The sequence below is a fragment of the Neotamlana nanhaiensis genome, from assembly GCF_000943555.1.
GTDB lineage: Bacteria > Bacteroidota > Bacteroidia > Flavobacteriales > Flavobacteriaceae > Neotamlana > Neotamlana nanhaiensis.
This window is the reverse complement of sequence record NZ_JTDV01000005.1, coordinates 262526-277638: the sequence shown is the minus strand read 5'-3', so window position 1 is coordinate 277638 and position 15113 is coordinate 262526. Positions and strand designations below refer to the sequence as shown.

Below are 15113 nucleotides of genomic sequence, written 5' to 3'. Positions count from 1 at the left end.
AAACTTAATATTACTTAAAAATGAAAAAACAAATTATTTTTGCTTTAGCCTTATCAATGAGTGCCTTTTCATTTGCACAAAAAAAAGAATTGAAGGCTGCTGAAAAAGCAATTAAAAGTGCTAATTTCTCTGAAGCTAAAACCGTTTTGAGCGCAGTAGAACCAATGATTGGCTCTTTAGACGACAAATTAAAGTCGAAGTATTACTTTTTAAAAGCGCAAGCACTTTATTCTAATGGTAGTGCAAGCGATAGTGACGTTGATGCGGCTATTGAAAATTTAGATAAAGTAGGTTCAACATTATCTACCGATGCAGGTACGTTAAAAACATCAATGATCGAAGCTTTCCTTAAAAAAGGAAACGAAGCTTACGAAAGTAAAGATTTTGGATCGGCTTCTGTTAATTTTGAGCGCGCTTACAACTTAAAGCAAGCTGATACATCGTATTTATATTATGCGGCGGCTACAGCTATAAACGTTCCAGATTATGATAGAGCGTTATCGCTTTACGAAAAATTAAGAGATCTTGGTTATACTGGTATCGAAACACAATTTTATGCGACTAATGTAGAAACAGGAGAAGAAGAAATTCTTGGAGATAAAAACACCCAAGATTTATATGTTAAAGCGAAAAGCCATATAAAACCAGGACAACGTCAAACAGAATCTAAACTTCCAGAAATCGTTAAAAACATTGCACTTATTTATGTGAATAATGGTGATAATGAAAAGGCATTAGAAGCAATGGCACAAGCCAGAGCAGCCAACCCAGAAGATATTAACTTACTTTTAAATGAAGCTAATATTTATTACAAAACTGGAAATACAGAAAAGTTTCAAGCCTTATTACAAGAAGCTGTTACTTTAGATCCTAGTAACCCAGAATTACGTTATAATTTGGGAGTTATTGCAACAGAATCTGGAGATGTGGAAGAAGCTAAAAAACAATATGAAAAAGCGGTAGAATTAGATCCTAAGTATATAAATGCTTATATTAACTTATCCGCATTGGTTTTAGAGCAAGAAGCGCCTTTAGTTGAAGAAATGAATGGTTTAGGTACTTCGTCTGCCGATGATAAACGTTATGAAGAATTACGTTTAAAAAGACAATCGCTTTACAAAGAAGCTGTACCATATTTATCGAAAGCTTTAGAGTTAGACGAGTCTAACTTAAACGCAGCAAAAACTTTAATGAACATTTACAGCATTTTAGGAGAAACTGATAAATACCAAGCATTAAAAACTAAAGTTGAAGCTATTGAAACCGGACAGTAAGGAAATTACATTTATAAAACTTAAAAAACCACTTTTTAGTGGTTTTTTTTATGTCATAAAATTGTTGTTTTACTCAACAGGTCTTAAATCTACAGCAACATTCATTTTGTTTCTTCCTGTGCTGTAAATAACACCTTTTAGTGGTGGTACATCGTAATAATCACGGCCATAAGCAACAACAATGTGCTTATTTTTAGGAATGTGGTTATTTGTAGGGTCGAAGTCTATCCAACCATGATGCGGAATATAAACCGAAAACCACGCATGCGAAGCATCGCTACCTATTAGCTTTTCTTTTCCAGGAGCTGGTAAGGTTTCAATATAACCGCTTACATATCTTGCAGGCAGGCCTACCGAGCGCACACAGGCTATGGCAATTTGAGCAAAATCTTGGCATACTCCTTTTTTCTGTTGTATTACATTATGTATTGGTGTTGCAACATTGGTGGCTTTGGTATTAAATTCAAAATCGGTATAAATACGTTGCATTAACTCAAACGAAGCTTCAAAAACTGAACGGTTTGGTTTAAAAGAAACTTGAGCGTATGCTTTAATTTCAGGAGTTATTTTAGCCACTAAAATAGATTCTAAAATAAACTGCTTTATAGCAACAAGCTCGGGTTTAGTCTGTTTAAAAAAAGCAATACTTTCGTTTAAAGTAATTTGTTTTGCTTGCAAATTTGTATTTATATCTGGTAAAACACTAAAATCACGAATAATTTTACTTTTTGCAATTACTTTTAATTCTTTATGATGTTCCTGTATAGAAAACCTCGTAATGTTATTGCCGAAAAAATCTAGTTTATCGGTAATTTCACTCGGGGTTGGCGTAATTTCTAAATGATATTCTAATAAGGTTTGCCCTAAAATGGTTTTAGGTTTTAAAGTCGCCAAATTATGGCAAAAAGTTAGGCCATTTTCGTAATTGTATGTGGTGGTATGTGATAATTGATAGGTGGTCATGCTTTAATTAAGGTAACGGAAAGTTTTGTGTTACCAATTGTGTTTGTTGGTAAGCGTGGTTAAAATAGGTGTCTGAAATTGCTAAAGAGGTTTCGTGCAATAACTCACTAAGTTCTGCCAATACATCATCCAGTTTTTGTCTTACAGATTCTGTTTCATCTAACTCAATTAAATCGCCAACATGGAGTTCTTTTATAATATTGTACGCTTTTTCAATAGTTTCTTTACAAACATTCACAGCTTCCAAATCGGTGTTAGGCAACCTATCTAAATCCTTTTTTATACGTTTTAGTTGATAGGTTAGCGATTTTGCGTATTCCTTGTCTAACAACACTAAATTAATCACGTTTTCAATACTTAAATAGGAGCGATAACTGTATCTATAAATATTTAAACTTTCATGACTTGATAAAAAGGACTCTAAAATTTCGTACTGCAAGTGCTCTTCATATTTAGGTACTAATAACGATCTACATTTGGCAACATGCATCATGGCTTGTTCGGTTTGCAACCCTATAAAATAGAGTAGTAGACCTTGATTTACTAATATACTTTCCTCAATTAAACCCATAAAAGCAATAAGCCTTGTAATAATGCGGTCTAATAGTTTGGTAAGTGTAATAATGGAATAGTTTTTATCTTCTTTAAATTTGCCCCATAACTTTTTTATACTATCAAAAACACGCCACATGTCTTTGGACCATAGGCTTCGTAACGAATAATAAGAATGGTTAAAACTCATCATGGTTTGGGCAAAACTACCAATTCTGGTATCGTCCATTATTAGCGATGTGAGTTCTTTAAGTGGATTTTTTAAAGTGTCTTTTGAATTTGCACCAACAAAACCAGGAAAAGTTGAGGTAATATTGGTAACCGATTTATAAAGAATAGTTAAGCTTTCTGTATTTGAATAGGACACATCGTAATGCTGCTGATTCATTCGATTTAAAACCATGCGTAAATAACGTGCGGTTACTAAAGCACGCCCCAAATAACGTCCGGACCAAAATAAATTTTCGGCGGTATTACTTGGTAAATCGTTAATATCGGCAATAGAAATTCTACAAGAATTATCCCAAGAGTAACTTTGAAAATTAGTTTGAGCCTCATCGGTTACTACCCAAAAATCTTTACTAATTCCGCCTCGGTTGTTTGATATAAAAAGCGTTTCACGTTCTGCGGCTACACGAACCAAACCACCTGGCATTACTTTATATTTTTCTTTATTTGCAATCGCAAAAATACGGCACATTACTTTTCTTGGTTCTAAAGCACCATTTATAAAATTAGGGGCGGTTGAAAACGATATTTTAGCTTGAGCTACAAATTTATAAGGAGCCGATAAAATGTCTTCTTTTAATTTATTTAAGGCTTTTTCATCTAAAAACTCGCAAAAAAATATGTTTTCTCGATTCGATCGGTCAATGTGTTTTACAACCAACTCGTTTAAATGATTTAATACATAATCGAGCTCCTTTTTTTGTCCGCACCACCACGAGGCTATTTGAGGTAAAATTAAATCTTCATCGAAAAAATAATTACAAATGCGATTCATAAAAGGGATTAGTCCAGAATTTTCCAGAACGCCACTACCAATTGGGTTAACCACAGCAACCTGCTTGTTTCTTATAATGTCGAGTAATCCGGCAACGCCCAAATAAGAATCTTCACGAAGTTCTAGCGGATCCATAAATGCATCGTCAACTCGTTTTAAAATAACATCAACTTGCTTTAACTCTTTTAAGGTTTTCATATAAAGCTTACCATTACGCACTACTAAATCGTTGCCCGTAACCAACGGATAACCTAAAAACGAAGCCATATAAGCATGCTCGAAATAAGTTTCGTTTAATGGCCCAGGAGTTAAAATTACAATATTGGGGTTGGCTTTATTTTGCGGCGCACAATTAATAAGCATTTGGTTAAACTCATAAAAGAATTTAGACGATTGCTTAACATTTATATTTTTAAAAGCTTCAGGAAATACCCGACTTAAAGAATAACGATTTTCTAGAGCGTAACCCATTCCCGACGGGGCTTGAGTGCGGTCGTTAACCACCCACATTCTGCCATCTGGCCCTCGTGCTAAATCTGTAGCATGTATTAATAAGTGCTTACATGTAGCGTAATATATGTTATCGCATTGTCTTAAAAAGCCACGGTGCGCATAAACTACTTCTTGGGGTAAAATACCTTTTTTAATAAGCTCTTGGTCGCCGTAAATATCTTTTAAAATAAGATTTAAAAGCTCTGCCCGTTGTGCAATCCCTTTTTCAATTTTAGACCATTCAGTTTCGTGTATTAAAAAAGGTACAACATTTAAATCCCATGAACGATGAATGCCTTTAGGGTCGTTATAAACATTGTAAGTAACGCCATTTTCTTCCATTAACCAGTTCACTTCCTTTTGTTTATTTGATAGGTTTTCAAAACCAATATCAGATAAGTTAGCAAGCAATTTTTGCCAATTAGAATTAATGGACATGTTGGATTTTAAAACCTCGTCATAATTCTCAAAATCGGAAAAATAATTTTGAAATAAAGTGCTATTTGGTTTGGTTGGCATTATTTATTTTCTTCTTAAATCTAAAGTATTAGGAAACTCCGAATTAAATTCAATCTCTCTGGTCTGGAAATTTTTATTGCTAGTTGCAGTTTTTTGAAACTTCTTAATTTCTTTTTGGTCTACAACATATCGCTTAGGTTTAAAAACTTCACCTTGCGCTTGCCCAATTTCCCAAAAACGATTAATTCGTCTTGATTCTGCTTCGTAACTATTTATTGGGTAGGTATCGTACGATCGGCCACCAGGATGCGAAACAAAATAAGTGAAACCACCTAGCGATTGGTCGTTCCATGTATCAACTACATCAAAAACAAGCGGCGTGTCTACACCAACTGTAGGATGCAATGCCGAATACGGATTCCAAGCTTTATAACGAATTCCAGATACATATTCGCCTTTTATCTTGGTTTTTTTCAACGGAATTTTAATACCGTTGCAAGTTACATTATATCTTTCACTTATAAAATTAGAAACCTTTATTTGGACACGTTCTGTGGAAGAGTCTACGTAACGCGATGTGCCAGCACCACTCATTTCTTCGCCTAAAACATGCCAAGGTTCGATAGCAGCTCGTAATTCTAAATGAATATCGCCAACGGTTTTTAAGCCAAGTAGCGGGAAACGGAATTCGAAAAACGGATTAAACCATTCGGTTTTAAATTCGTAACCTGCTTGGTTTAATTGTTCTACAATACTGTTTATATCGTCGCGTACAAAATGCTCAATTAAAAACTTATCGTGTAACTCGGTTCCCCAACGAATTAATTTATGTTCGTAAGGTTTTTTCCAGAACCAAGCCACTAGTGTTCTTACCAATAAGTTTTGTAATAAACTCATTTGAGGGTGTGGCGGCATATCGAAAGCACGAAGCTCTAAAATACCTAAGCGACCCGATGAAGAATCTGGCGAGTATAATTTATCGATACAAAATTCGGCGCGATGCGTATTTCCTGTTAAATCGGTTAATAAATGTCGAAATAACCTATCGGTTAACCAAAACGGTACATCGCCATCTTTGGGTATGTTTTCGAAAGCTATTTCTAGTTCGTATAAATTTTCTAAGCGACCTTCGTCTACACGAGGCGCCTGACTTGTTGGACCAATAAATGCACCAGAAAATAAGTAAGATAACCCCGGATGATGCTGCCAAAAAGTTAGTAAACTTCGTAATAAACTTGGTTTACGAAGTAAAGGGCTATCGGCAGGTGTGTCGCCACCTAATGTAACATGGTTACCACCACCAGTTCCTGTATGTTTACCATCAACCATATATTTTATGGTGCCCAAACGCGATTGTTTGGCGTTTTCATAAAGTTTTAATGTGGTTTCGGTGAGTTCTTTCCAGTTTTTTGCAGGATGTACATTTACTTCGATAACACCAGGATCGGGCGTGATTTTTAATGATTCTAATCGGCTGTCCTTTGGGGCGCTATAACCTTCTAAAATAACCGGTATTTTTAATTCAGCCGAAGTAGCTTCAATAGACGCAATAAGGTTTAAAAATACTTCAGCAGAATGCGTTGGAGGTAAAAATAAATGCAGTTTGCCATCTCTAACTTCTGCACATAAGGCGGTTCTTATAAAAAATTCGTTATCGTATTGTTTTAATTGATTTTTTAAGAATTTATCTCGTCTTATTAAAACGGATGAAAAATACTGCGGTAATTCTTTTTGTTTTGAAAACTGATCTGGAATGAAAACAGGAAACTCTTGTTGATGTGCTTGCTGAATTAAAGAACTTAAAGGTAAGCGTAATCCAATTGGTGAATTACCTGGAATTAAAAAGAGGTGTTCGCGCCTAAATAGCCAACTACAAGTAAACCATTTATCTCTGTAATTATTAATGGGTAATACATAACCAACAGGGTTAGATTTTCCGTCTTTTAATAACTTTTGAAGCTTATCTTTAACCAACATGTTGCCGTTTTCCTTAGTTGGATCTATATCAATTGGCATTTTACCTTCTTCCCACAAGAAATAGAAACTATCTTCGTAGGTTGGCATGATGGTTTTATTGGTAATACCCAAATAGGTGGTTAAAGTTTCTAAAAACTGCTTGTCGGCGTTTGGTGGCAAATTGTTATTTTCGGCAAATACCGAGAATAAGGCTTTGTTATGATTGCGCCACATAGATTTACCGTCTTTACGCCAACATAATTCTATACTCCAACGTGGTATTGGTTCTCCTGGATACCATTTTCCTTGGGCTTGATGTACAATACCATTGTTACTAAATTCGTCGTATAATTTATGCGCTAAATTTTTAGCAAGTTCGCGTTTATGAGGGCCATCGGCTTCGGTATTCCATTGTTCCGATTCCATATCGTCAATAGAAATAAAAGTAGGTTCTCCACCCATAGTTAACCTAACATCGCCTTTTTCAAGTTCTTTTTCAACTTTAAAACCTAAGTCGTAAATGGCATTCCATTGGTCTTCGGTGTAAGGTTTTGTTACACGAGGCGATTCGAAAATACGTTTTACCGAGTTATCAAATTCAAATTCAGTTTCACAAACATCGGTCATACCTGTAACGGGTGCAGCACTTTCAAAAGAAGGTGTACAAGCTAAAGGAATATGGCCTTCGCCAGCTAATAAACCAGATGTGGCATCGAAACCAATCCAACCCGCACCAGGTACGTAAACTTCGGTCCAAGCATGTAAATCGGTAAAATCTTGCTCTGGTCCCGATGGGCCATCTAGTGATTTTTCATCAGATGAAAGTTGCACCAAATACCCCGAAACAAAGCGAGCACCAAAACCTAAGTGACGTAATGCTTGTACAAATAACCAAGCATAATCGCGACACGAACCACTTTTTTTGGTTAAGGTTTCTTCACAGCTTTGTACACCAGGATCGAGCCTGATGTTATATTTTAAATAGTCGTAAATTTTCTTATTTAAATCAATTAGAAAATAAATGGTTTTACGCGGTGTTAGGTCTACGGTTTTTAAAAAATCTTTGAGCAAATCACCTTTTTCGGTAACTTCTAAATAAGGCAGTAGTTCTTTTTTTGTGGTTTCGGCATATTTAAACGGGTAGTCTTCAGCATAATCTTCAACAAAAAAATCGAATGGATTTATGGTTTTTAAATCGGCAATAATTTCTACATCAATAGAAAGCTCTTTAGTTTTTTCAGGGAATGTTAATCGCGCTAAATAATTTCCAAAAGGATCTTGCTGCCAATTAAAAAAATGTTTTTCGGGCTTTATTTTAATAGAATACGATTCTATTGGAGTTCTGCTATGTGGTGCAGGACGAAGCCTAAAAACATGTGGAGATAAAGAAACCGAACGGTCATATTTGTAAACTGTTTTATGAGAAATAACAACTTTTAACGCCATGTAAGTAAGTTTTGCTAATTAACTACAAATTAAGCAATTTTTGTTTCTATTAAGCGGAAAGAAAGTTTAAATAAACTTAAAATTAAATTATTATTAAAATACTATTTAAGCGATGAAAATTTTGTTGATATGATAAATTTATCTGTTAAATCTTCCTGAAGTATTACCGTTTAAAATAGCTGTAACTTCATCAACTGTGGCATAATTTACGTCGCCTTCGTAGGTGTGTTTTAAGGCACAAGCAGCACTAGCAAATTCCATTGCTTTACCATCGTTGTATTTTTGTAAACCATAAATTAAACCAGCCGCAAAGGCATCACCAGTGCCAATTCTATCGATAATATGTGTAATATCAAGATCGGTAGTTTCATAAAACTCGTTTCCATTCCACATTCTGGCTCTTATTTTATGCCAAGACGCGTTAATGGCAGTTCTTATTTTATCGAAAACCTTTTCAATGTTTGGGAATGTTTCCATTAGGAGTTTACTGGCTTCAATAAACTCATCGTTAGAGTAGCCAAAATTGGTGTCTAAAATTTCATTCATTTCATTTATACCGCCAATAAAAATGGTAGAATACGATACTAAATCGTTTAATACATCCTTAGGATTTTCACCATATTTCCACAAGCCGCTCCGGTAAGTGGGGTCGGTAGACACAGGAATACCGAGTTTCTTTGCAATAACTAAACCCGCTTTTAGGGTGTCTTTAGCACCTTTAGATAGGGCAGGAGTAATACCCGTCCAATGTAACCATTTAGCTTTGGTAAGGAGTTTTTCCCAATCGACCATTTCGGGTTTAATATCAGAAAACGAAGAGTGCGACCTGTTATAAGAAATAGCACTTGGGCGCATAACCGCACCAACTTCCAAAAAATAGACGCCTAAAGGTCTGGAAGAGCGTACAATTGCCGAGGTGCTAACGCCAAACTTTTGGATGTAAGATAATGCCGTGTCGCCAACAAAATCATCCGAAACACAACTTATATGTTTTACAGGCTCTCCAAAATTAGCAATAGAAATACCTACGTTAACCTCAGTGCCACCAAAATAAAATTCTAGTAAATTTGCCTGTTTAAACTTTTTGTTGCCTTCGGGGGATAAACGCATTAAAACTTCACCAAAAGTTATTATTTTTTTCATTTAAAGCGGTTTTAAATTATAAAGAAATTACTTGGTGTAAATTCTATTTTCCTGTTCGTTAACCCTAATAAAAGTAGTCCGTTTAGTAAGTTCTTTTAATCTGGCAGCGCCAACATAGGTACAGGTGCTACGAATGCCGCCTAAAATATCTTGCAACGTATATTCTACAGGACCTTTATAATCTACTTCTACTGTTTTACCTTCGCTAGCGCGGTATTCGGCAACGCCACCCACGTGTTTTTCCATTGCTGTAGATGAGCTCATTCCGTAAAATTGTTTGTAAGTTTTACCGTTTTTCTCAATAATTTGTCCGCCGCTTTCGTCGTGACCAGCCAGCATACCACCAAGCATAACAAAATCGGCTCCTGCGCCAAAGGCTTTAGCTATATCGCCAGGAGTAGTGCAGCCACCATCGCTAATAATTTGTCCGCCAAGTCCATGAGCAGCATCGGCGCACTCAATAATTGCCGAAAGTTGCGGATAGCCAACGCCTGTTTTTACACGTGTAGTACAAACCGACCCAGGACCAATACCCACTTTTATAATATCGGCACCGCAGAGTAATAATTCTTCAACCATTTCTCCTGTAACAACATTACCTGCAATAATTACTTTTTCTGGATAAAGTTCTCGTGTATGTTTTACAAAATTGGCGAAGTGTTCGGAGTAGCCATTGGCCACATCAATACAAATAAACTTTATATTGGGGTTTTGCTTAATTATTTGCGCTAGTTTTTCGGAATCGTGCTGACCAATACCAGTGCTAACAGCAATAAAATTTTCGGTTTCTGGTGTTAAACTCTCTGCAAATACTTTCCACTCGGTTAAATCATAATGTTTGTGAATTGCTGTGAAAAGTTTTTTGTTTGTTAGTGCTTTGGCCATTTCAAAAGTACCAACGGTGTCCATGTTTGCAGCCATTATAGGGATGCCTTTCCATGTAAGCGGACTGTGTAAAAATTTAAATTCTCGTTCTAAATTTACTTCCGATCGACTTTTTAAAGTAGAACGTTTTGGGCGAAACATAACATCTTTAAAACCCAGTTTTATATCGTATTCTATGCGCATAAAAATTTTTGAAAATCTATTTTTGAAGATTATGAAATTAGAAAATATATTTAAAAATAACCAATTTAAATCAATAGTTTTGATAATTATAAATTTTATAGATAAGTTTGTTTAAATGTGAATTTTAATGGGGTTTTCTTCAAAATTTAATAGAAACAGAAGGACTTTATCGTACTTTGTTTTATTTTCAATAGTTGTTATTTTCGGTATTGCCTACTGTTATTTAGAAGGTATAGTTCAAGTTGAAGCAACAGCGGTTATTCTTTTTGTACTTGCAATTAGCCAAGTTTTTGTGCTTCAGTTTTTTTTAAAAAATCAGCTTAAAAACAATATAATTACCAAAAGCCAGAAACTTAGAATTGAGGAATTAAACAAGAATTTGGATAAAAGCGAACAAATTTTTGAAGATAAATCGATCAACCTTATAAATATGAGTTATGAGGTACGAACGCCTTTAAATACCATTTTGGGAATGCTTAAAATGTTGTCGGAATCTGATTTGGATGAAGACCAATTACTTAAAGTTGAAATTGCCGAATACTCATCGAAACACTTACTTCAGTTTTTTAATTTGGTGGTTAGCAAGGAAGAAATTAAAAAGAATGAATTTACGCTTAATAAAAGCGCGGTAGACTTAAAAGCCGATTTACGTAATCTTTTTAAAGTGTTTGAATATCAAGCTTGGGAGCATGATTTAGATTTTGAATACGAGTTTCTTAGCGAAGAAAAAAATGATAGATTTTTAGTTTTAGCTGATTCTGAGCGTATTCAACTTATATTAATTAATCTTATAAATAATGCCATTAAGTTTACCGATTCTGGTAAAATTTCTATTATCGTTGATCAAACTATTGAAATAAACGACGATCAAATAGTGAGCTTTTACATAAAAGATACGGGTATTGGTATGACGCCCGAAGAAATTAAATATTACTTAGGAAACACAAAAAGCAAGCGCATTACAAACGAATTTATGAATGAGTATCGCGGTTGGGGTGTTGGACTTGCTATTTCGTATCATTTAGTTGAAAATATGGGTGGCGAGCTAAAATTAGAAAGTAAAGAAAACGAAGGCACCACGTTTTATTTTAGCTTACAACTTAAAAAGACACTAAATATAAAAACCGAAACAGAACCTATTGAAGCCTTGTCTTTAGGGTTAAATAAGATAAATGTTTTAGTGGCCGAAGATAACCGAATGAACCAAAAGGTAATTCAGTTTTTATTAGAGAAAAATGGAGCGCAATGTACGTTTGCAAAAAATGGGGTAGAAGCTATAGATTTGTATAAGGTTTTAAATTTCGATATTATTTTTATGGATATTTATATGCCAGATATGGATGGATACGAGGCAACCAGACAAATAAAGTCTACTAAAAAATATGCTAAAAAAAACACTCCAATAATTGCGGTTTCGGCTAGTGCTTTTGAGGAAGATATTATTAAAGCTAAAGAAGCGGGAATAAATGAGTTTTTAGCAAAACCTATTGATGTTGTAAAACTTAAAAAATTACTTTTAGAGTATGCAGGATCAAGTGTAGCCTAAATTAAATTACAGCAATCATACTTATTTCAACATTTACACTTTTAGGTAATTGAGCCACTTGTACCGTTTCGCGTGCAGGTGCAGTAGCTTCGTCAAAATAACTACCGTAAACATCGTTTATTTCAGTAAAATTATTCATGTCGCTTATAAAAATAGACGATTTTACCACGTTGTTAAATGTTAGGTTTGCGGCTTCTAAAATAGCTTTTAGGTTTTCCATTACCTGCTTAGTTTCTGTTTTAATATCGTCAAGAATTAAATATCCAGTGGTTGGATTAAAAGCAATTTGTCCTGAAATGTATAAGGTGTTTCCAGCCAAAACGGCTTGGTTGTACGGGCCAATAGGAGCTGGAGCGTTTGTTGTGGTAATTATTTGTTTCATAATGTATAATTGTTATAATCGGCGGTCTGGTTGACGGCGTTTTTCGTATTTTAAATCGGATAATAAACTAGATTTAATACCTATAAAGAAGTTCCAAGAGGCATTTGTACTAAAAGGAATCCAGCTAAAATTCATGCGCCAACTCATTAAATCGCGTTCAAATCGTAATTGTGTATAGGTAAAACCTGCATTTTTTAAATCGTATCCCGATGATGCTCCAATATTCCAATTTTCGGTAAGTTTAATATCGCCCGAAAACATTAATGAGTGCGACGAAATTTCGTTTTGTCTGGCAGAGTTCGAGTAATTTACGGCGTAGGCTAACCTTAAATTCCAAGGAATTTTAAAATTGTAAAAACTTTTAGTCGCCTCGTCTTCTTCACCTTTTTTATCTTGAATTTGCTCGTTTGCAAAATCTTGCGGCATACCAAATAAATCGTCGTCGCGTCCACCGCTTCTTAGATTTTCGTCGATGCCTTGTTGTTTCTTTTCGTCGTTTTTCTTATCACCCGATTTGCTAGAGAACGACCAACTTGCTGTGGCATTTGCACTTGTAAGTCTAAATAAACTACCGCCGTTATCAATATTAAATTTATCAATTTTTCGGTTGTTGTTATCTAAAGCGTAGGGGTCTAGTGTCGCACCAAAATTTACACTTAATTTATTATCGAAAAACTGCGTACCACCACTCATTCTTACGGGACTCCATTGCAATGAATCGCCAGCAAAATTGTATGACGTAGAAAAGTTTAAGTTATTAAGCAGTTTTATATTTTTTGGTTCGGTTGCGGTACTGTCTTTATCTTTTACTTTAGCTTCAAAATTATTTGCTAATGAAATGCCCATAGAACTCGAAAAGGTTTTACCAGGTGTACCAAAAATGCTTTGCTCAAAACGGGTGTATTCTACATCGCTAGTAGTTAATCCATCGGCGCTTATAACTTCATAAGAATCATAATATTTATCGAAAGCAGGATTAATATTGTAACTAATTGAAGGACGCATAACATGGCGTATTTTTTGAATTTTAGGATCTTTCCCTTTCTTTTCAAAATTAAACATACCATAAATAGTGGTTCCTAAACTGGTACTAAAGTTGTAGGTTCTAAAGGCATCAAAACCATTAATAGTGTCTGTAATAACTTCTCTATTTATTTCATCAAAATGTTTTTCAACAGTTTTAAAGGTCCAAACCTCATTATAACTGGTACTAGCACTCACACTAAAGTACTTAAATAGTTTAAAGTTAGTACTTAATGGTATAGAGTGTTGAAAGCCTATTTTGGCATCGTTAAACATTTCTTTTTTAAAGAATAGCGAATCGGTAGTTGTAATTCTGTTTTCCCCACGAATGTTATACTGTAAATTTATGTTTTGTATTAAACCCTTTTTAGTGCCTTCTTTTGGTGCTAACGGATAAATTCTACCTACACTGGCTTGTAAAGTAGGTAGCGTCATGTTAATTACTTGTGTATTGGTGTTTTGCGAATGCGTTGCTGTTAAGCTGAAATTAACTTCGGGTTCGCCAGCAAACGATTTTGAATATGATACCGACGACGATAACGTATTGTTTAAGAAAGAACCTGCATTTACCTGATTGATAGAATTTCGGTAATAACGGCTACTACCAAGGTTTACAGATGCTGAAAAACGAGAACTCGGACTCGCTTTTGAGTCTTGACTATGTGACCAACGAATGTTATAAATTACGTTTTTGGAATAGTCGGAAAAACCGCGTTCGCTATTAATTAAATTCTCGTAGCGTAAAGCAAAATTACCTCTGTATTTGTAACGTCTATTGTAGGTGTTTTCTACACGTAAACCGTAGCTTCCATTGGTGTAATAATCGCCCATAACGGCCAAATCTATATAGTCGCTAATTGCAAAATAATAACCACCATTTTGTAAAAAGAAACCCCGTGTATTATTCTCACCAAAAGTTGGAAATATAACACCAGACGTATGTTTTTCGCTTTGAGGGAAAAAGCCAAAAGGCAAGCCTAAAGGTGTTGGAACATCGTAAATAAATAAATTAGCTAAACCCGTAACAATTTTTTTACCAGGCACAATTTTAGCTTTACGAAGTTTTATGTAGTATTCTGGATCGTCTAGATTTTCGGAGGTGGTGTATTTGGCATTTTTCAAAAAATACACCGAGTCGTTTTCCTTTTTTGTAATATTTGCAATTACAGTTCCTTCACCTTGAGCCGTTTTTGAATTGTAAATTAAGGCTTTTTTCGACTTTGTATTAAATAAAATGGAGTCTGGTTCTACCTCGCTGTTGGATTGTTTAAAAACGGGTTTTTGTGTATAAGCTCCGGTAGAATCAACAATACCTTTAGCGTAAACTGTGTTGTTTACATGGTCAATTATAATAATACCCGCTTTAATATTCATATCGCCATAATCAATAGAGGCATTGTTGTATAAATACAATTTATGGTCTTTTTGGCTAAAACGCGTGTAATCATCAGCGTGGTAAACCACCTTATGCTCAAGCAATTCTTTTTTAGGTTTAACCGAATCTGTTATGGTAGAATCTTGCTCAATTTCAACATCATTAAGTTCTAAAACGGTAAGCGAATCGGTTTCTTTTAGCGCCACATCTTTTTCGGTACGCTCGAAGCTGGCTTTCTTTTTTGGGATGTCTTGAGCATAGCTTAACATGTTAATAAACATTGTAAAACTTAGTGCAAAAAGTATTTTAAAGTTGTTTGTATGCAACGCTTTTAAATGTATTTTTGTAAAAGTATGGCTCGGTTTTTGAAATGCCAAAATTACATATATTTTTCTGGGATTGATTTATTATTTAATTAAAAATTTTATTTA

Annotated in this window: 9 protein-coding genes; 2 read left to right on the top strand and 7 right to left on the bottom strand. The window is 34.8% G+C overall.

Annotation, left to right across the window (positions count from 1 at the left end; translation table 11 throughout):
• Nucleotides 1-20: 20 nt before the first annotated feature.
• Nucleotides 21-1274, top strand: coding sequence for a tetratricopeptide repeat protein (locus tag PK35_RS08710; protein WP_044626314.1), 1254 nt, complete (start codon nt 21-23; stop codon nt 1272-1274).
• A 69-nt stretch (nt 1275-1343) separates the two neighbouring features.
• On the opposite strand, the gene PK35_RS08705 is transcribed toward PK35_RS08710, so the two are convergent.
• The 5 genes from PK35_RS08705 to PK35_RS08685 form a co-directional block, all read right to left on the bottom strand.
• Nucleotides 1344-2237, bottom strand: a complete 894-nt coding sequence (locus PK35_RS08705) for a transglutaminase family protein (protein ID WP_044626313.1) — start codon at nt 2235-2237, stop codon at nt 1344-1346.
• Nucleotides 2238-2244: 7 nt separating this feature from the next.
• Nucleotides 2245-4803: a circularly permuted type 2 ATP-grasp protein gene (locus PK35_RS08700; protein WP_044626312.1), complete on the bottom strand. Its 2559-nt coding sequence runs from the start codon at nt 4801-4803 to the stop codon at nt 2245-2247.
• Between the two features lie 3 nt (nt 4804-4806).
• Nucleotides 4807-8145: a transglutaminase family protein gene (locus PK35_RS08695; RefSeq protein ID WP_044626311.1), complete on the bottom strand. Its 3339-nt coding sequence runs from the start codon at nt 8143-8145 to the stop codon at nt 4807-4809.
• Between the two features lie 138 nt (nt 8146-8283).
• On the bottom strand, nt 8284-9288 hold the full coding sequence (locus tag PK35_RS08690; protein WP_044626310.1) for a sugar kinase: 1005 nt from the start codon (nt 9286-9288) through the stop codon (nt 8284-8286).
• A gap of 27 nt (nt 9289-9315) precedes the next feature.
• A complete protein-coding gene (locus tag PK35_RS08685) occupies nt 9316-10356 on the bottom strand; it encodes a GMP reductase (RefSeq protein WP_044626309.1) in 1041 nt (346 codons plus the stop codon).
• Between the two features lie 127 nt (nt 10357-10483).
• Between PK35_RS08685 and PK35_RS08680 the strand changes: the two genes are divergently transcribed.
• Nucleotides 10484-11902 (top strand): response regulator, encoded by a 1419-nt coding sequence (locus PK35_RS08680; protein ID WP_044626308.1) that lies wholly within the window; start codon nt 10484-10486, stop codon nt 11900-11902.
• Nucleotide 11903: 1 nt separating this feature from the next.
• On the opposite strand, the gene PK35_RS08675 is transcribed toward PK35_RS08680, so the two are convergent.
• A complete protein-coding gene (locus tag PK35_RS08675) occupies nt 11904-12284 on the bottom strand; it encodes a RidA family protein (protein ID WP_044626307.1) in 381 nt (126 codons plus the stop codon).
• 12 nt (nt 12285-12296) lie between these two features.
• Nucleotides 12297-15059, bottom strand: a complete 2763-nt coding sequence (locus PK35_RS08670; protein WP_044626306.1) for a putative LPS assembly protein LptD — start codon at nt 15057-15059, stop codon at nt 12297-12299.
• Between the last annotated feature and the right edge of the window lie 54 nt (nt 15060-15113).

Coding starts and splice junctions, on each gene's coding strand:
- PK35_RS08705 (WP_044626313.1), bottom strand. CDS start 2,237: ATGACCACCTATCAATTATCACATACCACCACATACAATTACGAAAAT.
- PK35_RS08675 (WP_044626307.1), bottom strand. CDS start 12,284: ATGAAACAAATAATTACCACAACAAACGCTCCAGCTCCTATTGGCCCG.
- PK35_RS08690 (WP_044626310.1), bottom strand. CDS start 9,288: ATGAAAAAAATAATAACTTTTGGTGAAGTTTTAATGCGTTTATCCCCC.
- PK35_RS08710 (WP_044626314.1), top strand. CDS start 21: ATGAAAAAACAAATTATTTTTGCTTTAGCCTTATCAATGAGTGCCTTT.
- PK35_RS08680 (WP_044626308.1), top strand. CDS start 10,484: ATGGGGTTTTCTTCAAAATTTAATAGAAACAGAAGGACTTTATCGTAC.
- PK35_RS08695 (WP_044626311.1), bottom strand. CDS start 8,145: ATGGCGTTAAAAGTTGTTATTTCTCATAAAACAGTTTACAAATATGAC.
- PK35_RS08700 (WP_044626312.1), bottom strand. CDS start 4,803: ATGCCAACCAAACCAAATAGCACTTTATTTCAAAATTATTTTTCCGAT.
- PK35_RS08685 (WP_044626309.1), bottom strand. CDS start 10,356: ATGCGCATAGAATACGATATAAAACTGGGTTTTAAAGATGTTATGTTT.